Raw genomic sequence first — 18510 nt, 5'->3', positions numbered from 1 at the left:
GTGGCTCAGGCGGAGGGCGACAACACCCATTCGCGGAAGGCGCGCATCGGTTCGCTGAGGTGCCGGTGCCGGGGCATGAGCAGCGAGAGGCGTCCGCGGCTGGGCAGCGAGGCTGGCATGGCGCGCACCAGGGTGCCCTGGTCGAGCTCGGCGGCCAGCAGTCGCGTCCAGCCCAGCGTCACGCCTTGGCCGGCCAGGGTGGCATTCATAAGCAGCTGGAAGCTGTTGGCGCGCAGGGTGTGGGCGGGCGGATGCCAGTCGAAGGCCAGCTCGCGATACCAGGTCTCCCAGGTCAGCCAGTCGTGGTAGTGGTCCTCGACCACCATCAACGTGTGATGGGCGAGCAGATCGCTCGGATCGCGCACGCCACCCTGGCGCTCCAGGTAGACCGGGCTGCAGACCGCGGCTACCTCTTCGTGATCGAAGATCGCCTCGGCGTTCAGGCCGGGCGGGTCGACCTCGTTAGGCACGTGGTAATAGATACCGAGATCGAATTCCGCCAGGTCGAGACGGTGGGGGTCCTCGACGGTGAGAATGCGAATCTCGATATCGGGGTGGGCGTGCTGGAAATCCGGCAGTTGTCGCGCCAGCCAGATCGAGGCGATGGTCGGGCTCGAGGCCAGCGTGAGCTGACGCTCGCCGCTGCGTCGGCGCAGCCGTGCCGTCTCGTCGCGGAGCTCACGCAGCACGCCCTGGACGATGCGGAAGTAGTGCTCGCCGGCGGGCGTCATACGCAGGCCGTCGTGATGACGCTCGAACAGCGGGCGGCCGAGGTCGCCCTCCAGGCGCTTGATCTGGCGGCTGATGGCGCTCTGGGTCAGGTGGAGTTCGCTGCCGGCCTGCGTGAAGCTGGCATTCCGCGCGGCCGCTTCGAAAGCGCGCAGGCAGGACAGCGGCGGGAGAGGATCGCGCGAGGGCATGAAAGCATCCGGAGCCATGGGATCACGGCTCCGGAGCATAACACGGCAGGCCCCGGAACCGGCCCCCGTGGGAGGAGTCACCGTCAGATGGCCGTACGCGGAATCTCCCGTGTCCACGACTTCTCGCTCACTCGGACCTCGCCTTCATGGGCGATCTGCTCGGCGGAGAGATAGAAAGTGTGTTCGTCGCAATGCAGGCGATAGCGACTGGTCACTTCCACCGCGAACTGCGCTTCTCTACCGCCATGGGCTTCGTCGCGGCTGGCACGGTAGACCCACTCGATGTCGGCGCGGGTACGCGTGGCATCGGTCGGGTGGCTGATATAGACCTCCTTCGCCCGCTGCTCGACGCGCAGGCCGTGATCGGTGAAGCGGATATCGCCCATGTCGTCCTCGACCGTCACCGTCACCTCGCCGCTGCCGACATCCTCGCTGATGGTGCGCCTGGGCTGGCCGGCACGCAGGGTGTCGACCCGGCAGGGCCGGGCGCTTTCCGGCGGTTCGAACGGCATCGCGATATAGTCGGCCCTGGAAAGCGGCAGCTCCAGTATTGGCTGGCCCGCCTTGAGTGTCAGATCGGCGCGTTTCCGAGGTGACCACACCAACGGAAAGCTGGCGCTGGAGAGCGCCACGCGCAGGCGGTGGCCCCTGGGCAGGCGGTAGCCGATCAGGTCTAGCGCCACCCGCACGTCCATTGGCTCACCGGGTACCGGCGGGACGATCGTGCCCGGGTCGTCGCGCAGGTTGAGGTTGAGCGTGGCGTAGCTGATCAGCGCGCTTTCCCCGCTGGGGGCGACGTCGCACAGACGCACGTGGAACTGGCCGCACGCATCGCTGCTGGTCAGGGTCACCGACACCGCCGGCTGGCCGAGGATGTCGAGCCCCTCGGCGTAGGGCGCGGAGTCGAAGGTCAGCGAGAGGCCATCGTCGCGGCGCTGATCCGGCGGAAAGTCGGCGCCGAACCACAGCGGAATGTACTCGCCCTGCAGCGAGCCGGCGGTGAGCGGCGAGGCGATCAGGCGGTCTTCACTCAATCGGCCGCCGGATTCCAGGCCGTGATCGCCAAGGCCGAGCGCGACCGTCTCGATCTCGTCGGCTGGCGAGGGCCAGCCGTGGGTGCGCACCCACTGGCCGGGGCGTTCGAGATACTTGGGCGCCGGCGGTACGCCATCCTGCAGGTAGAAGGTGCATTCCGGCTCGTCCATGATCCCGGTGTCGACATCCTTGAGCCAGTAGTCCCACCAGCGCAGCGCCTCCTGCAGGAAGCCGATGGCCGGATCGGGGGTCGCGAAGTGCGGATACTTGTGCATCCACGGCCCCAGCAGCGCCTTCCTGGGGCAGGAGAGATTCTCCATCATGCGCGGGATCGTATTGATGTACGAATCCCCCCAGCCGCTGATCATGTAGACTGCGGCCTCGATATCTTCGTAGCTCTCGCAGATCGAGCCGTGACGCCAGTAGTCGTCCCGGTGCTGGTGACTCAACCAGGTCTCGGCCAGCAACGGCATGTTGTCGAGCCGCTGCTGCCACATCTCGCGCCAGCGGTCGCCGACCAGCGCGGGGTCGGGCACGGCGGCGGAAAAGCTCAGCATGGTCGCCGCCCAGCCTAGATTCTCCAGCAGCATGTTGCCGCCCTTGTAGTGGATATCGTCGGCGTAGCGGTCGTCGGTGGAGCATAGCGTGATGATCGCCTTGAGCGGCTCGGGCCTGAGCGCGGCCACCTGCAGGCCGTTGAAGCCGCCCCAGGAGATGCCCATCATGCCGAGCTTGCCGTCGCACCAGGGCTGGCTGACGATCCAGCCGATCACTTCCAGCGCATCGGCCTGCTCCTGGGGGGCGTACTCGTCCTCCATCAGGCCGTCGGATTCGCCGTTGCCGCGCATGTCGACCCGCACGCAGGCATAGCCGTGGCCGGCGAACCAGGGGTGGGTCAGCTCGTCGCGAACCGCCGTGCCGTCCCGCTTGCGGTAGGGCAGGTACTCGAGGATCGCCGGCACCGGCCTTGACTCGGCATCCTCCGGCAGCCAGATTCTGGCGGCCAGGCGAGTGCCGTCGGCCAGCACGATCCACTGGTTCTCGATTTCGCGCACGCGGTGCGGGAAGTCCTGTCTGATCTTCATGCCTCGTCCTTGGCGGTGGTGGGTGAGGGGGTCTTGCGTGTCGGCACCGTGTCGAGCCGCCCTGGATGCTTGAGCCAGACCCACAGCGAACCGCTGGCCAGCAGCACGATCAGCATGGCGGGCAACCCGCCCAGGTTGGAGAGCATCTTGATGCCGTCGATTCCCACGAAGCTGACCATGACCCAGGAGACCACGCCGACGATCACGCCCCAGATCACCTTCATCGGCACGCCGGCATTGAGGTCGGAGTCGGCGGTCAGGCCGCGGGTGCAGAGATTGCCGATGGCGTCGGTCTGCGAATCCGCCGCGGTGACGTAGGAGATGTAGGCGATGAACAGCAGCAGCGGAATCCACACCTGCGAGAACGGCAACTGGCGGAACAGCTCGTAGAGCACGTTCTCGACGCCGCGATCGTTGAGCACGGCATACAGATCGGCGCCACCCGTGTCGAGATGCGACTGGAAGTAGAGCGCGGTGCCCGAGAAGATCAGGATCCACACGCTGGCGAACAGCGCCGGGTAGAGCAGGTTGACGCGCAGGAACTCGCGCACGGTATAGCCCCGCGAGATCTTGCCCAGGAACAGCGCCGCCACCGGTGCCCAGGCGAACCACACCGCCCAGTAGAAGATCGACCACCACTGCGGCCACTGGTCGTTGCCCGCGGCGCCGGTGAACAGGCTCTTGGTGAAGAAATTGTCGAGATAGACGCCGAACGACTCGACGCCCAGCGCCAGACAGAACACCGTCGGGCCGACGATGAACATGAATATGCCGAGAATCAGCAGCAGAATGGCGTTCAGCGACGACAGCCGGGCGATCCCCTTCTGCAGACCGCTGGCCGCGGAAACGACGAAGGTCACCACGATGATGGCGATGATCACGCCGAGCCGCAGTGGGCTGGTCTCGCCGCCGAGATACTGGCCCGCGCCGCCGGCCAGGGTCAGTGCGCCGGTGCCCAGCGAAGACGCCATGCCGGCCACCAGCGCATAGAGCGCGACCGCATCGATCAGCCCGCCGAAGCGCTTCACCCTGGGGCCGAGGATCGGCTCCAGCATGCTCGAGATCGAGAAGCGCAGACGCAGGTTGTAGAAGGCCAGGGCGAAGATCAGCGCCGGCACGGCGTAGATCGCATAAGGCGTGAACGACCAGTGCAGGAACATGGTCGACATGGCGAACAGCATGGCGTCGCTCGAACCGGCCTCCAGGCCGCTTGAAACGGGTGGCCCCATGTAATGGTAGAGCGGCTCGGCGGTGGTCCAGAACAGTACGCCGACGGCCAGGGTGGTACACAGCGTGATCGAGAACCAGCGCAGGCGGGAAAGCAGCGGCGTGGCGTCCCGGCCGCCGATACGGATACGGCCAAGCGGAGAGAAGTAGACGATCACCGCCATGATCAGCAGGTAAAGGCTACCCAGGCTGAAGAGCCAGGAAAAGTTGGTCAGCACCGCATCGTTTAGCGCGCTGGCGGTCGCCAGGAACGCCTCCAGATCGATGTAACTGGCGATCACTGCCGCCAATAGCACGAGAAAAGTCGGCCAGAATACCAGTGGCCGTAGGGAAGTCTGCATCACTCATCTCCGTTGTCGTTATTGTACGGCGCATCTGCCGTCAGCATGGCGAGCCACTCTACCGCTGCTGCTGGAGGGATTCCCAACGCAACCTGGGAATGAGGCCATGCGTGTAGCGCATGGCCGGCGGGAGCGTTGCAGAAACCGCGTGGCCGGGTCACCCGGTAACAGCGGGACGACAAAGGAAGGCAGGAGAGTAAAACGCTGAAGCGACAGTGTGGGGGCGGTTCGCTGGGCGGGTTGGCTGCCCGCTTCGCCTAGAGGCCGCCGCTGATCCAGCCCAGGGCAAAGGCCGCGCCTCCGAGTGCCGTGACCCCAGCCAGCAACCACGGCATCCGCCGCCGCTGGTGCCTCAGCGTCGCCTGCGCGGCCATCGCAGCGTCGAGCTTGGCGATTAGTTCGTCGTGGCGCGACTGGGCGAGATCGGGGGCCAGCGAGAAGTCGTTGGCCACGTCGCCCCGCCAGTACGCGCCGTGGGTCAGCCCCAGCCGCGCACGCAGCCGGCCCAGTTCGCTGAGCATGCCGTGCAGGCCGTCATAGGCTTCGCGTCGGGCGCCGACGCGCAGTACCGCGGCGGCGTCGGCCTTCAGGGCGCTGTTGTCGCAGGCCTCGATGGCCGCGCCGATCGAGGCGTCGTCGGCGCTCGGTTCGATTTCCAGGCGTTTATACAAATCGCGCATCTTGCATCAAATACTCGTAGGCGTTCTTGATCCGCTGGAAGCGCTGCGAGGCGGTTGCCATGCGCCGCTCGCCGTGGCTGTAGAAGCGATCGGGGTGGTGGGTCTGGGCGAGCCGCCGATAGGCCTTCTTGATGTCGCCGCGGGTGGCCTGGGCGTCGAGACCCAGCACATGCAGCGCGCGCAGCGAGCGATCGCCCGGTGGCGGCCGAGCGTCACGATGGCGCTTGTCCCGGTCATCGGCGCCCTGGCGGTGCGAATGATGCTGATAGGCATGCTCTTCGCGCGCTCTACGCTGATGCGCTTCACGATCCCTGTGGCGACTTTCGTCCTGCTCGTCGCGCTGGCGTTGCCGCGATTGCTGTTCTTGTTCGTGCTTTCGCTCACGTTCTCGCTCGCGGGCCTGTTCGCGCTGGGATTGTTGCTGACGGGCGTGCTCGCGGGCCTGCCAGTAATCGGCGCGGCTCGGGTCTTCGGGGCTTTCCAGGGGGCGTCCGGCGACCTCCTGGAAAAGCTGGTTGAAGGCCGCCGGGGCGACGCCCAGCAGATCGGCGAGAAAGCGCAGGATATGGTTGTTGCTGGCGGCCAGCCGAGCGTTGCTGGTGGCCAGGCCGATGGCCTGACGCAGGAACGGGAACGACCGCTCGTTCCACCGGTCCTTCTGCAGCACTTCGGCGGCCAGCTGGATGGCGCTCATGTCCTGGCCGGCGGCGATCTCGACCAGCGGGTCCAGGGCGTGGCCGTGGCGAAAGCCGTCGGCGAGGGTCTCCAGGTAGTGCTTGTCCTCGGGCAGCACGTTGCCCTTGCTGACCATCACCCAGGCCAGCAACAGCAGAGCGGCAGTGTCCGTCTGGTTGCGGCTCTTGAGCAGCAGCAGCTCGAACGGCGAGAAACGCGCTGAGACCATCGACGACTCCGGGCGGATTGCAGATTGAGGCGAGCGAATCACGGAAGGCCGAGTATACCCAAGTGCTGCGTTGGATGGGCGGGGCGGCACTGCGCCGATGGTCTCACGCAGCGCCGCTTGAGCGGGGCGGGGCTCGTTCAGTCGTGCATTGGCGAGGGCTTGCCGATGTTCTCGGGGCCGAACGAGTCGGGCAGCAGGGCATCCATGGTGTAGCTCTTCAGCCACTGCCCGCGGCCATCGAGGACGTGGATGCGCGTCGCCGGCGAGGCGAATTCGCGCATCCGTTGCCGGCAGTCGCCGCAGGGCGTGCACAGATGTTCGGCGGGGCCGATCACGTAGAGCGTGTCGATGCGCCGTTCGCCGTTGGCGACCATCGCGGCGATCGCCCCGGCCTCGGCGCACAGCCCCTTGTAGTTGGCGATCTCGACGTTGCAGCCGGCGTAGCGCCGGCCGGCGGCGGTCTCGATCAACGCGCCCACCGGATGCTCGGAATAGGGCGTGTAGGCCTGGTCGCGCACCGCCAGCAGGCGCTCGACGACGCTCGGGTCGATGGTGCTCATGGCCGGGTCTCCTGGTCATCTCTGAGCAACCCTTCCAGGGTGATCGCCATCATCTCGGCAAAGCCGGTCTGGCGCGCCTGGGCGTCGAGCGCGTCGCCCTCGAGGATATGGTCGGAGACCGTGCACACGGTCAGCGCGCGGGCGCCGAATTCCGCGGCGACGCCGTACAGGCCGGCGGCTTCCATCTCGACGCCGAGAATGCCGAGGCGCTTCAGGGTCTGGAAGAACTCGACGTCCGGCGTGTAGAACAGATCCGCCGAGAACAGATTGCCGACCAAGACCTTGGTGCCACGCTCCCGGGCGGCGTCGGCGGCATGCCGGGTCAGCTCGAAGTCGGCGATGGCGGCGAAGTCGTGGCCATTGAAACGTGCGCGGTTGACGCCCGAATCGGTGCATGCGCCCATGCCGACGACGATGTCGTTGACCGCCACGTCATCGCGCACCGCGCCGCAGGAGCCGACCCGTACCAGGCGCTTGACGCCGTATTCGGTGATCAGCTCCTTGGCGTAGATGGACAGCGACGGGATCCCCATGCCGCTGCCCATGACGGATAGCCGGCGGCCCCCGTAGGTGCCGGTGAAGCCGAGCATGTTGCGCACGCGGTTGACGCACTCGACCTCTTCGAGAAACGTCTCGGCGATGAACTGGGCGCGCAGCGGGTCGCCGGGCATCAGCACGGTATCGGCGAAGTCATCCGGCTGGGCGTCGATATGGGGGGTGGGCATGGGGCTTCCTCAGACGGTTCGTGACGCAACGGTGGGCTTGGCGCCAAACGCCGCGGCATCCGGCGCGTTGCCGATGCCGAAGAAATCGAGTACCAGCACGAGGGCGCGTTTCATGAGTATCCTCCGGGTTCGGTTACACGACCGTCGGGGCCGACGATGGCATGGATCAGCAGGCGCGGCGGGGGTGCCTCGCCGAGCTGCATGGCCGCACGCAGGCTGGCCGCGGCGCGCTCGGCGTCGGCCTCGCTGCGCGCGTGGACGACGGCCAGCGGCCGCTCGCCGTCGACACGTTCGCCGAGCGCGACGATCTCGCTGAGCCCCACCGCGTGATCGATTGCCGCGCCGGCCTGGCGGCGTCCGCCGCCCAGTTCGACCACCGCCATGCCCAGCGCGCGGGTGTCCATGGCGGCGAGATGGCCGCTTTCGCCCGCGTAGACCGGACGCACCACCGGCGCCTTGGGCAGGTAACGGTCGCTGCGCTCGACGATGTCCGCCGGGCCGCCGAGCCCCGCGACCATCCGCGCGAAGCGCTCGGCGGCGGCCCTCGAGGCGAGCGCCGTATCGAGTCGCGTGACCGCCTCGGCGTCGTCGTCGGCCAGTCCGCCGGCCTTGAGCATCTCGACGGCCAGTGCACGGGTCACCCGGTACAAGCGGCTGTCGTGGCGCTCGCCGCGCAGCACGGCGAGCGCCTCGGCGACCTCGACGGCGTTGCCGGCGCTGCCCGCCAGCACCTGATCCATGTCGGTGATCAGCGCGCGGGTCGGGGTGCCGGCGCCGGTGGCGATGGTGGCGATCGCCACCGCGAGTTCTTTAGAGGCGGAGTGCGTGGGCATGAAGGCACCGCCGCCGGTCTTGACGTCCATCACCAGCGCATCGAGCCCGCAGGCGAGCTTCTTGCCGAGGATCGAGGCGACGATCAGCGGGATCGATTCGACCGTCGCGGTGACGTCGCGCACCGCATAGAAGCGCTTGTCGGCGGTGGCCAGATCGCCGGTCTGGCCGATGATCGCCACGCCCGCGTCCTTGACCAGCTGCCGAAACCGCGCGCTGGAGGGGGCGATATCGTAACCGGGGATCGACTCGAGCTTGTCCAGCGTGCCGCCGGTGTGGCCCAGCCCGCGCCCGGATACCATCGGCACGTGGCCGCCGCAGGCGGCGACCCAGGGGCCGAGCACCAGCGACACCACGTCGCCCACGCCGCCGGTGGAGTGCTTGTCGATCACCGGACCGGGCAGGTCCATGTCGCGCCAGTCGAGCACCTCGCCCGAGTCGCGTATCGCCTCGCTCAGGGCGATGCGCTCGACATCGTTCATGTCGTTGAGGAATATCGCCATGGCGAAGGCGCCGATCTGCTCGTCGCCCACGCTGCCGTCGGCGATACCGCTGACGAACTGGCGGATCGCTGACGCGTCGAGGGCCTGGCCGTCGCGCTTGGCGCGGATGATCTCCGAATTGAGCATCAGTAGCCTCCCGATGTCGTCTCGTCGCCGGGCTGGGCGATGTCGAGGATCTCGAGCAGATTGCCGAGCAGGCTCGAGGCACCGAAACGAAAATGCGCGGGGGCGACCCAGGCATCGCCCATCAGCCGCGCCGCCAGATCGAGATACTGGGCGGCGTCGTCGGCGCGGCGCACCCCGCCGGCGGCCTTGAAGCCGACCTCGCGACCGCTGTCGCGGATCGCGGTGAGCATGATCTCGGCGGCCTCGAGGGTGGCGTTGATCGTGACCTTGCCGGTGGAGGTCTTGATGAAGTCGGCGCCGGCGGCGATGGCGATCCGGCTTGCCCGGGCTATCAGCGCGGTATCGGCGAGCTCGCCGCTTTCGATGATCACCTTCAGGCAGCGCGCGCCGCAGGCCGCCTTGCAGGCCTCGACCAGCGCGTGGCCAATCGCTTCGTCGCCGGCCATCAGCGCGCGGTAGGGAAACACCACGTCGACTTCGTCGGCCCCGGCTTCGATCGCCTGGCGGGTTTCGGCCTCGGCGGCGGCGACATCGGCCGCGCCGTGGGGAAAATTGGTTACCGTGGCGATCGCCACCCGGCCGGCCAGTCCGGCATCGGCGAGCGCCTGGCGCGCGGTGGCGATGAACCGCGGGTAGATGCAGACCGCGGCCGGGTGGCCGGCGGGCGTGGCCGCCTGACGGCACAGGGCGACGATCCGCGCATCGGTGTCGTCGTCGTTGAGGCTGGTCAGATCCATCAGGGCCAGGGCCCGGCGGGCGAGGTCTTGGCGTACTGTCATCGTTAGGTCACCGTTGTAGTAGAGCGCTGCAGGAGCGACGGCGAACCGAGCGCGCCGGGCGCTCGATCCGCCGACCCCGGCGGTGATTCAGGCCAGGCTGATGAACAGCCCGGCGATCACCGCGGACATCAGGTTGGACAGCGTGCCGGCGAGCACCGCCAAGAGGCCGAAGCTGGCGATCTCGTGGCGGCGGTTGGGGGCCATGCTGCCCAGCCCGCCGAGCAGGATGGCGATCGACGACAGGTTGGCGAAACCGCACAGCGCGAAGGACAGCACCGCCTGAGTGTGCTCGCTCATCACCTGGCCGGTGGACGCCACCATCTGTTCGCCCTCGATGTAGGGGGCCAGATTGATGAAGGCGACGAACTCGTTGACCACCAGTTTCTGGCCGATGAACGAGCCGGCGACGATGGCCTCGTCCCAGGGAATGCCGAGCAGGAAGGCCAGCGGCGCGAACAGCCAGCCGAGAATCATCTCCAGGCTCAGGCTATCCATGCCGAACCAGCCGCCGATGCCGCCGAGCAGGCCGTTGATCAGTGCGATCAGCGCGATGAAGGCGAGCAGCATGGCGCCGACGTTGGCGGCCAGCAAAAGCCCCGAGGACGCCCCGCCGGCCGCGGCGTCGAGCACGTTGGAGGGCTTCTCCTCGGCCTCGATCTGCTCGACCTGCTGGGTGTCGTCGTTGGGCTTTTCGGTCTCGGGCATGATCAGCTTGGCGAACAGCAGGCCGCCCGGGGCCGCCATGAACGAGGCCGCAACCAGATACTCCATGGGAATGCCCAGCGCGGCATAGCCGCCGAGCACCGAGCCGGCCACCGAGGCCAGTCCGCCGCACATCACCGCGAACAGTTCGGAGCGGGTCATGTTGGCGATGAACGGACGCACCACCAGCGGCGCCTCGGTCTGGCCGACGAAGATATTGGCGGTGGCCGACATCGACTCGGTCCGCGAGGTGCCCAGCACCTTCTGCAACGCGCCGCCGAGAAGGCGGATCACCCACTGCATGATGCCCAGGTAATAGAGCACCGCGATCAGCGACGAGAAGAAGATGATCACCGGCAGTACCTTGATGGCGAAGATGAAGCCCACGCCGCTGCCGGGGTCGGCGAGGCTGCCGAACAGAAAGCTGATGCCGTCGTCGGCGTATTGCACGACCTGGTTGACGGCGTCGGAGATGGTCTTGAGCACTGTCTGGCCAAACGGCACATAGAGCACGAAGGCGCCGATACTGGCCTGGATGACGAAGGCGCCACCCACGGTACGCAGCCGGATGGCGCGTCGGTTGCTGGAAAACAGCAGCGCGATCAGAATCAGTACCGCCATCCCGACCAGGCTCATGATAATGGTCATGGGGCTTCCTTTTGTTAACGTCTTGTCAGCTCGAACGGTTCGTCACGCGTCAATGACGACGAGGCTCGCCCATTAGGCCTCAAAGGAAGTTAAATTTCAGCGTGTAGAGGCATTCAGCAGGCTGTCGGACTCCTTGGATGGCAGCGGCTTTGTCAGTGCGCGCATGGCAGCAAGACGGTACGCCTTGATCCTGTAGCCACTAGAGGGTTTAGAGTCGACTCGACCAATGATTTCGAGGTGATTTTCATGACGGCTGAAGTTGGCAAGCAACCCGACAATACCTACCAGTGGACCGTTCAGGGCATGGACTGTCCAAGCTGCGCCGGCAAGATCCGAGGTGCGGTGGAACGCCTGAAAGGCGTTTCCGACGTTCAGGTTTCGGTGATGAAGGAAACGCTGACGCTTGGGCTGGACACGCAGCGAACCTCGACGGAGCAAGTCGAGAAGACGGTCAAGCGGCTCGGCTATGGCGTCCAGTTCAAGCCCGCTGCCGCCGGACAGGACAGTGGTCCGGACGAGAGTCATTCAGCCGGCGGCTGTGACGGTAGCCACGCTCACGACCACGACCACGGCCACGACCACGACCACGGCCACGACCACGCCCACTGTCATGGACATGATCACGACCATGACCACGATGTGACGATGGCGACAGCCGAGGAGGCCGATACCGAGGGCGCGCTCAGCTGGAAGGTCGGCGGCATGGACTGTGCCAGTTGCGCGGCGAAAATCCGGGGCGGTGTGGAGAAACTCCCGGGTGTCTCCGATGTCAAGGTGTCGGTGATGAACGAGACGCTCACGCTGAAGCTCGATGAGCAGCAGACCTCGCCGGACAGCGTCGAGAAGTCGGTCAAGCGGCTCGGTTACAGTGTGACCCCTCGCACCGCCACAACCGGTAATGGCTCGAATGGCGCCGGCACCACCGCTGACGAGGGTGCCGCCGAGGCGGCATCGGCACCCCCCAAGCGCTGGTTTCAGCATGGCAAGGGCCGGCTGGTGGTCATGACCGGGGCCGTCCTGCTGGCTGCCGTGGCGGTGCGCCTGGTGGTCTCGGAGTCGCTGGCTTATTGGGGCTTCGTCCTGGCCTGCCTGGTCGGGCTGGTCCCGGTCACGCAGCGTGCCTTCGCTGCCGCGCGCGCGGGCATGCCGTTCACCATCGAAATGCTGATGACCATCGCCGCCGGGGGCGCGCTGTTCATCGGTGCCGCCGAGGAAGCGGCGCTGGTGGTCTTCCTGTTCGCCGTCGGCGAAGTGCTTGAAGGGGTAGCGGCGGATCGCGCCCGCTCGAGCATTCGCGCGCTGGGCGACCTGGTGCCCAAGACGGCGCTGGTCGAAGACGCACAGGGGGCGACCCGCAAGGTCAATGCCGCGAATCTGAAGATTGGCCAGGTCGTCGTCACGCGACCCGGCGACCGGATTCCCGCCGACGGGCAGATCATCGAAGGAACGTCGTCGATTGATGAATCGCCGGTGACCGGCGAATCGGTGCCCAAGAGCAAGACCACGGACGAGCCGGTGTTTGCCGGATCGATCAATAATGATGCCGTGCTGCGCATCAAGGTTACCAAGGCGCCTGAGGACAATACCATCGCGCGGATCATCCGCCTGGTGGAAGAAGCACAGGAAGCCCGTGCGCCCACCGAGCGCTTCATTGATCGCTTCAGCCGTATCTATATGCCGGCTGTGGTTGGTGTCGCGATACTCGTTGCGATCATTCCACCGCTGTTTTTTGGCGGCGTCTGGGGTGAATGGGTTTATCGTGCGCTGGCGCTGTTGCTGATCGGCTGCCCGTGTGCGCTGGTGATTTCGGTGCCGGCTTCGATCGCCTCGTCGCTGTCCACCGGGGCACGCCGCGGGCTGTTGATGAAGGGCGGTGCAGTGATCGAGTCCACCGCCAAGGCCAGTCTCGTGACCTTTGACAAGACCGGCACCCTGACCGCCGGGAAGCCGGTCGTTACCGACGTGATAGCGGCATCTGATGACCGCGAAGAAGCCGACGTCATTGCCTTGGCCGCCAGCGTCGAGGCCGGCTCCAGCCATCCGCTCGCCGAAGCCGTGTTGAGCCATGCCGAAGCGCGTCATGTCACGTTTTCTCAAGGGACGGACGCGCGCGTCATCGCCGGCCATGGTGTCGAGGCAAGCGTTGACGGCCAGCGCAGCTATGTCGGTTCGCCACGCTACGCCGAAGAGCAGGGTGTGCTGACAGAGGCGTTGAAGGCGCGGCTCGCAGCGTTGGAGGAGCAGGGCAAGACCGCCGTTGTGGTGTTCCAGGACGGTGCAATCATCGGGCTGATCGCGATGCGCGACGAGCCGCGTGCCGATGCCGCCCAGGGCATCAAGGACCTCCAGGCACTGGGCATCCGCTCGGTGATGCTGACCGGCGACAACCCGCGTACCGCCAGGGCCATTGCCGGTCCGCTGGGCATCGAGTTCCAGGCGGGGCTGCTGCCTGACGACAAGGTCACGGCAATCAAGGGAATGGTCGCTGCGGACCGGGTGATCATGGTGGGCGACGGGATCAACGACGCACCCGCGCTGGCCACCGCCCACGTCGGCGTGGCCATGGGGTCGGGCACCGATGTCGCCCTGGAAACGGCCGACGGGGCCTTGTTGCGGAATCGCGTGACCGACATAGCGACCATGATTCGTCTGGCTCGCGCCTCCATGAACAACATTCGCCAGAACATCACCATCGCGCTGGGCCTGAAGGCGGTCTTCCTGTTGACGACCATGTTTGGCCTGACCGGGTTGTGGGTAGCCATCATGGCCGATACCGGCGCCACCGTGTTGGTGACACTGAATGCGCTGCGTCTGTTAGGCTTCGAGAATCGACAGGGCCCGACACGCGGCGGTGGAGCCTCCGTCAAGGTGTCGCCGGAAAGCTCGGCCCCGCCCGCTTCGCCGGCAAGCGCTTGAAGGCGGATAGCTAGGAGTCTGTCGGGCTTGGCCGATCGTCACGAGAAGCACGGGTTTCGAGTCAAATTTATCGATCGATTGAGGCGAATAGCGCGCTATTTAACGAAATGGATCGATGAAATTGGCCGAAAGGCCGGGATTCGCAGTAGGTCAGTGTCAAGTCCGACGCGCTCCTAGCATCGACCAGGGAAGGTGATCATGGATAGCATTTGGATGGTGCTTGGCCTGGCGTTGCTTCCAGCGCTGGGAAACTTCGGTGGCGGGCTGGTTGCGGAGGTCTCGCGGACGACCGGGGGGCGTCTCAATTACGCCCTTCATGGCGCCGCCGGCCTGGTCATTGCGGTGGTGGCGGTGGAGATCATGCCGCGTGTACTGGAGAGCCTCTCAGCCTGGCTGATTGCGCTCTCCTTCGCTCTGGGCGGCATTGCTTATATAGGCATCGAGAAACTCGTCGAGGCCATTCAAGGGCGGCAAGACCAGCAGGGAGATAGCGACCAGACGAGCGTCTGGATGATCTATATCGCCGTGTCCATCGACCTGTTCGGCGACGGCCTGCTGGTCGGAGCGGGGTCGGCGGTCTCGCTGTCGGTTGCCTTGATCCTGGCGGTGGGCCAGGTCCTCGCGGATATTCCCGAGGGCTTCACGGCAATTGCCAACATGAAGGACAAGGGGTTTCCGCGCAGCAAGCGCCTGCTGCTTTCTGCCTCCTTTGCGATTCCCGCTCTCTCGGCAGCCGTCTTTGCCTATTTCGTGCTCAGAAACCAACCGGAGGCGTTCAAGTTCGCGGCACTGACATTCACCGCAGGCCTTCTTACGGTTGCCGCCATCGAGGACATGATATCCGAGGCTCATGAAAGCGTCGACGACACCCACGCCTCGCCGCTGGCTTTCGTGGGTGGCTTCGTGCTGTTCGTTCTGGTCTCAGCGGGCCTGGAAGGGGTCTTGCCACAAGGCTGATGTGCCGCGATGGCGCTGCAGCACGACCAGGGTCGACTGACGCGAAGGTGATGCACTGGCGCAACAGCCCTCGCTGCGACATTACGCAGCCACTCCGGACAGCCGAGCGAATGAGTTGACGGGATTTGATCAAGCGGAGCAGAAGCATGAGTGACAGGATAGGTCTTGTCTGCGGAGGCGAGAATGGCTGACGATAACCGCGCGTTATTCTCTGGCCTCTACACGGGCGTGCGCGACAGGCCGCTGCTGAAAGGGCTGCTGGCACTGCTGGCAGGGGGCAGCCTGCCGCTTGCCTTTGCCCCTGTGGGCTGGGCGTGGTTGGCGGTGATCGCGCTGGCTGCGTTTTTTGCCCTGGCCGCGCAGCCTTCGAGGCGCCAGGCGTTGTGGTCGGCCTATCTCTTCGGCCTTGGTTACTTCGGCGTCGGTGTTTCCTGGGTCTTTGTCAGCATCAGCCAATACGGCAATGGCCCCGTGGTGGCCATGCTGGCCACGGCGGCTTTCGTCTCGCTACTCGCCCTCTTCCCCTGGTTTGCCGTGTATCTCGTGCGCCGCCTGTGTCCTGAAATGGATGGAATGGCGCTGTGGCTAGGGCTGCCGGCGGCATGGGTACTGAGTGAATGGATGCGCACCTGGTTCTTGACCGGCTTTCCCTGGTTGTTTGTCGGCTACAGCCAGTCCGATACTTCACTGGCGCTCATCGCGCCGGTGTTCGGGGTGCTTGGGGTAAGTCTTCTGGTGGCATTGCTCGCCGGCGGGCTTGCCTGGATCGTGCTGGGCCCCAGCCTGCGCCGTGTTACGCTGGTCGGTGGCGTGTTGGCCGCCGTTCTCGCCGGTTTGCAACTGCTGGACCGCGAGTGGACGCAGCCAGCCGGCGAGCCGATCGATGCGGCCCTCTTGCAAGGGAACATGGCGCAAGATAAGAAATGGGACCCGGATTACCGGAATGTCACGCTTGAACGCTATAAGGCGCTTACCGAGCAGCAACTCGGGGCCGATATCGTGATCTGGCCGGAAGCGGCGATTCCGGTATGGTATGACCAGGCCACAGAGTATCTGGCGGGACTCGAGGCACTCGCCGACCAGGCCGGCACATCGCTGATGGTAGGTGTTCCGGTACGCGAGGCGGATGGCCGCAACTACAACGCCGTGGTCAGCCTCTCCGATCCGCCGGGGTTCTACTACAAGCGCCACCTGGTGCCTTTTGGCGAGTATGTACCATTTCGGAACTTGTTGGGGTCGGCCCTCGACGTGCTCGGGGCGCCCATGTCCGATTTCACGCCGGGCCGGGAGGCGCCTGTGCTGCAAGCGGCAGGAGTACCCGTCGGGGCCTTCATCTGCTACGAGGCAATCTTTGGTGCCGAGGTCACCGAGCTGCTGCCCGAAGCGCAGCTGTTGGTGAATATCAGCAACGATGCCTGGTTCGGCCGCTCGCTCGGTCCCCTCCAGCACTTCCAGATGGTGCGCATGCGGGCCATCGAAACCGGACGTGATCTGCTCAGGGCTACCAATACGGGGGTCACTGCAGCCATCGGTCATGACGGCAAGGTGATCAAGCGTGCGCCGCAGTTCGAAGTGGCCACCCTCAACGCCGAGGTTACGCCGCGCACTGGCGCGACCCCTTACGTGGGTTGGCGTGACTGGCCAGTGCTCGGCCTGATCGCACTCGGACTAGGCTTGCTCCTGGTCAGCCGGATCCGCCGGCATCATCGCTCGGATATATGATGTTTGCCGCTCCGCGGCGAGCAGGTTCTAGATCTGGATCAGGAGGAAAAGAGGATATGTCCACTTATAGCCAGCAGGTTGCGGAGCAAGGCCGCGAGCCGGGAAGGGCCATGCACTGGTTGTGGCTCTCGCTGCTGCTACTGCTGGTGGACCAGGCAAGCAAGTACCTTGCCAGGGTCATGCTTGCGTATGGAGAAAATGTCCCTGTCACCTCCTTTTTCAACTGGACTCATCGTCATAATCCGGGCGCGGCATTCAGCTTTCTCGCGAATGCCGGTGGTTGGCAGCAGCCGTTTTTAATCGGGCTGGCGCTTGTCATCTCGGTGCTGCTGGTGTACTGGCTTTGGCGCTCACCGCGCATACTGAGTTATCGGTTCGCGCTCAGCGCCATCCTCGGCGGGGCGTTGGGCAATGTCATGGATCGCTTGCGCCTAGGCTACGTGGAGGACTTTCTCGACTTTCACTACGCTCATTGGCACTGGCCGTCGTTCAACCTGGCGGACGTGTGGATTGTTGTGGGTGCCGTGCTGTTTGTCTGGGCGGAAATACGGCAACAGCCAGACAAGCGTCGTCGCTGACTCCGTTGCCAATCAGCAGTGGTCCTGATACAGACCAAAGGATTGCGTGACTGTCAAGGTGCGCAACCCTGCGGCAAATCGTCCCTTCTCATGAGTGCTCGATTCGAGCACAATGTCCGCGTTTCGCGGTGTGTGGACTCGCATGTCGGTCATGCTTGCCGAGCCCAGTCCACGCCGGATTATCGAGTCAGCACGTCATTTCTAATAAGCCACTGCCCAGCAGTGCCCAGGCGGTCTGCGGTATGCACCGGACAGGCACCTTGGCAACAACGTCGTGCCGACGGCACTCAAGGGTCGTGTTCCTGGCGCACCTGTTGCCGATGGTCGTCTCCATGCTCTGACGAGGTCGAGAGATGAGGAAAAAGAAATACTCCCCCATTTTAACTAGATTGCCGCTATTGCTGCTGCCAGTGCTGTTGAGTGGCTGTAGCTCGGCGCTGATGGATCCGCAGGGCCCCGTCGGGGAAGCGCAGAAGACACTGATCATCACGGCCTTCTTGCTGATGATGATCGTGGTGATTCCGGTCATCGTGATGACCGTCGTCTTCGGCTGGCGTTACCGCGCCAGCAATCTGGCTGCCAAGTACACGCCGGATTGGGCCCACTCGAACAAGATAGAGATCGTTGTCTGGCTCATACCCAGCGTGATCATCCTGATCCTGGCCATCATCACCTGGAAGACCTCGCACTCGCTGGCGCCACAGAAGCCACTCGGGACAAAGGCCGAGACGCTCGAGATCCAGGCCGTCTCGCTGGATTGGAAGTGGCTGTTCATCTACCCCGAGCAGGATATTGCCACGGTCAACGAGGTGGCCATTCCCGTCGACGTGCCCGTTCACTTCCATGTGTCTTCGGGGTCAGTGATGAATTCGTTCTTCATACCCGCCCTGGGTAGTCAGATCTACGCCATGGCGGGCATGGACAACGACGTCAACCTGATCGCCAGTGAGGCGGGTGTCTATGATGGCAGGTCGTCCAACTACAGCGGCGCCGGCTTCTCGAAGATGCTCTTCGACGCAAGGGCAATGCCCCAGGGAGAGTTCGAAGCCTGGGTCGACAAGGTCAAGCAGGCGCCCAAGTCGCTTACATTCAACGACACGTACCCGACGTTGGCGGAACCGTCAACCAATGTTCCGGTGCTCTATTTTTCCGACGTATCGCCCGAGCTCTATCGCAATATCGTCGAGAGCTTCAAAAACGCTGGACGTGAGGCGGGTGGAAACAACGGCGGTGATGGCGAGGCATCCATGAGCGCGGAGGCAGCGGAGTAA

At 65.1% G+C, this 18510-nt stretch carries 15 protein-coding genes; 5 read left to right on the top strand and 10 right to left on the bottom strand.

Annotation, left to right across the window (positions count from 1 at the left end; translation table 11 throughout):
* Nucleotides 1-5 precede the first annotated feature (5 nt).
* The 10 genes from HALZIN_RS0111085 to HALZIN_RS0111030 all read right to left on the bottom strand — a co-directional run bounded on the left by HALZIN_RS0111085 (nucleotide 6) and on the right by HALZIN_RS0111030 (nucleotide 11066).
* Nucleotides 6-938 carry a LysR substrate-binding domain-containing protein gene (locus HALZIN_RS0111085; protein ID WP_084173526.1) on the bottom strand — a complete coding sequence of 311 codons (933 nt, stop codon included), beginning with the start codon at nucleotides 936-938 and terminating at the stop codon, nucleotides 6-8.
* A gap of 65 nt (nucleotides 939-1003) precedes the next feature.
* The gene (locus HALZIN_RS0111080) at nucleotides 1004-3040 is read right to left on the bottom strand and encodes a CocE/NonD family hydrolase (RefSeq protein WP_031384281.1); all 2037 of its coding nucleotides are present in this window, start codon (nucleotides 3038-3040) and stop codon (nucleotides 1004-1006) included.
* The gene (locus HALZIN_RS0111075) at nucleotides 3037-4608 is read right to left on the bottom strand and encodes a BCCT family transporter (RefSeq protein ID WP_031384280.1); all 1572 of its coding nucleotides are present in this window, start codon (nucleotides 4606-4608) and stop codon (nucleotides 3037-3039) included. Before HALZIN_RS0111075 ends, HALZIN_RS0111080 begins: the two co-directional genes overlap by 4 nt.
* 257 nt (nucleotides 4609-4865) lie before the next feature.
* Nucleotides 4866-5288: a hypothetical protein gene (locus tag HALZIN_RS0111070; protein WP_031384279.1), complete on the bottom strand. Its 423-nt coding sequence runs from the start codon at nucleotides 5286-5288 to the stop codon at nucleotides 4866-4868.
* Complete coding sequence (locus tag HALZIN_RS0111065) at nucleotides 5272-6192, bottom strand: J domain-containing protein (RefSeq protein WP_031384278.1); 921 nt, start codon at nucleotides 6190-6192, stop codon at nucleotides 5272-5274. Before HALZIN_RS0111065 ends, HALZIN_RS0111070 begins: the two co-directional genes overlap by 17 nt.
* A gap of 137 nt (nucleotides 6193-6329) precedes the next feature.
* On the bottom strand, nucleotides 6330-6752 hold the full coding sequence (gene cdd, locus HALZIN_RS0111060) for a cytidine deaminase (protein WP_031384277.1): 423 nt from the start codon (nucleotides 6750-6752) through the stop codon (nucleotides 6330-6332).
* Nucleotides 6749-7477, bottom strand: coding sequence for a purine-nucleoside phosphorylase (gene deoD, locus HALZIN_RS0111055; RefSeq protein ID WP_031384276.1), 729 nt, complete (start codon nucleotides 7475-7477; stop codon nucleotides 6749-6751). The genes cdd and deoD overlap by 4 nt, the downstream gene beginning before the upstream one ends.
* 110 nt (nucleotides 7478-7587) lie before the next feature.
* Nucleotides 7588-8937: a thymidine phosphorylase gene (deoA, locus tag HALZIN_RS0111040; RefSeq protein WP_051907482.1), complete on the bottom strand. Its 1350-nt coding sequence runs from the start codon at nucleotides 8935-8937 to the stop codon at nucleotides 7588-7590.
* Nucleotides 8937-9716 (bottom strand): deoxyribose-phosphate aldolase, encoded by a 780-nt coding sequence (deoC, locus tag HALZIN_RS0111035; protein WP_031384274.1) that lies wholly within the window; start codon nucleotides 9714-9716, stop codon nucleotides 8937-8939. Before deoC ends, deoA begins: the two co-directional genes overlap by 1 nt.
* Before the next feature lie 87 nt (nucleotides 9717-9803).
* A complete protein-coding gene (locus HALZIN_RS0111030) occupies nucleotides 9804-11066 on the bottom strand; it encodes a NupC/NupG family nucleoside CNT transporter (protein ID WP_031384273.1) in 1263 nt (420 codons plus the stop codon).
* 246 nt (nucleotides 11067-11312) lie between these two features.
* Here HALZIN_RS0111030 and HALZIN_RS0111025 point away from each other — a divergent pair, with 246 nt between their 5' ends.
* From HALZIN_RS0111025 to cyoA, 5 genes are all read left to right on the top strand, one after another.
* On the top strand, nucleotides 11313-13982 hold the full coding sequence (locus HALZIN_RS0111025; RefSeq protein WP_084173694.1) for a heavy metal translocating P-type ATPase: 2670 nt from the start codon (nucleotides 11313-11315) through the stop codon (nucleotides 13980-13982).
* 198 nt (nucleotides 13983-14180) lie between these two features.
* On the top strand, nucleotides 14181-14939 hold the full coding sequence (locus tag HALZIN_RS0111020; RefSeq protein ID WP_031384271.1) for a ZIP family metal transporter: 759 nt from the start codon (nucleotides 14181-14183) through the stop codon (nucleotides 14937-14939).
* A 183-nt stretch (nucleotides 14940-15122) separates the two neighbouring features.
* Nucleotides 15123-16661, top strand: coding sequence for an apolipoprotein N-acyltransferase (gene lnt, locus HALZIN_RS0111015; RefSeq protein WP_084173524.1), 1539 nt, complete (start codon nucleotides 15123-15125; stop codon nucleotides 16659-16661).
* 56 nt (nucleotides 16662-16717) lie between these two features.
* Entirely contained in the window at nucleotides 16718-17239 is a 522-nt protein-coding gene (gene lspA, locus HALZIN_RS0111010) for a signal peptidase II (protein WP_031384269.1), read from the top strand.
* Nucleotides 17240-17592: 353 nt separating this feature from the next.
* Nucleotides 17593-18510: a ubiquinol oxidase subunit II gene (gene cyoA / locus HALZIN_RS0111005; protein ID WP_031384268.1), complete on the top strand. Its 918-nt coding sequence runs from the start codon at nucleotides 17593-17595 to the stop codon at nucleotides 18508-18510.

Origin of the sequence: Halomonas zincidurans B6 (assembly GCF_000731955.1) — a bacterium.
Lineage (GTDB): Bacteria > Pseudomonadota > Gammaproteobacteria > Pseudomonadales > Halomonadaceae > Modicisalibacter > Modicisalibacter zincidurans.
The sequence above is the reverse complement of the archived record's forward strand: the minus strand, read 5'-3'. Positions and strand labels throughout refer to the sequence as shown.

Bases quoted from the DNA above. Each gene is read 5' to 3' on its own strand.
- cdd (WP_031384277.1), bottom strand. From the start codon at position 6,752: ATGAGCACCATCGACCCGAGCGTCGTCGAGCGCCTGCTGGCGGTGCGC.
- deoA (WP_051907482.1), bottom strand. From the start codon at position 8,937: ATGCTCAATTCGGAGATCATCCGCGCCAAGCGCGACGGCCAGGCCCTC.
- HALZIN_RS0111025 (WP_084173694.1), top strand. From the start codon at position 11,313: ATGACGGCTGAAGTTGGCAAGCAACCCGACAATACCTACCAGTGGACC.
- HALZIN_RS0111070 (WP_031384279.1), bottom strand. From the start codon at position 5,288: ATGCGCGATTTGTATAAACGCCTGGAAATCGAACCGAGCGCCGACGAC.
- deoD (WP_031384276.1), bottom strand. From the start codon at position 7,477: ATGCCCACCCCCCATATCGACGCCCAGCCGGATGACTTCGCCGATACC.
- lspA (WP_031384269.1), top strand. From the start codon at position 16,718: ATGTCCACTTATAGCCAGCAGGTTGCGGAGCAAGGCCGCGAGCCGGGA.
- HALZIN_RS0111020 (WP_031384271.1), top strand. From the start codon at position 14,181: ATGGATAGCATTTGGATGGTGCTTGGCCTGGCGTTGCTTCCAGCGCTG.
- HALZIN_RS0111075 (WP_031384280.1), bottom strand. From the start codon at position 4,608: ATGCAGACTTCCCTACGGCCACTGGTATTCTGGCCGACTTTTCTCGTG.
- cyoA (WP_031384268.1), top strand. From the start codon at position 17,593: ATGAGGAAAAAGAAATACTCCCCCATTTTAACTAGATTGCCGCTATTG.
- lnt (WP_084173524.1), top strand. From the start codon at position 15,123: ATGGCTGACGATAACCGCGCGTTATTCTCTGGCCTCTACACGGGCGTG.
- HALZIN_RS0111080 (WP_031384281.1), bottom strand. From the start codon at position 3,040: ATGAAGATCAGACAGGACTTCCCGCACCGCGTGCGCGAAATCGAGAAC.
- HALZIN_RS0111085 (WP_084173526.1), bottom strand. From the start codon at position 938: ATGGCTCCGGATGCTTTCATGCCCTCGCGCGATCCTCTCCCGCCGCTG.
- HALZIN_RS0111030 (WP_031384273.1), bottom strand. From the start codon at position 11,066: ATGACCATTATCATGAGCCTGGTCGGGATGGCGGTACTGATTCTGATC.
- HALZIN_RS0111065 (WP_031384278.1), bottom strand. From the start codon at position 6,192: ATGGTCTCAGCGCGTTTCTCGCCGTTCGAGCTGCTGCTGCTCAAGAGC.
- deoC (WP_031384274.1), bottom strand. From the start codon at position 9,716: ATGACAGTACGCCAAGACCTCGCCCGCCGGGCCCTGGCCCTGATGGAT.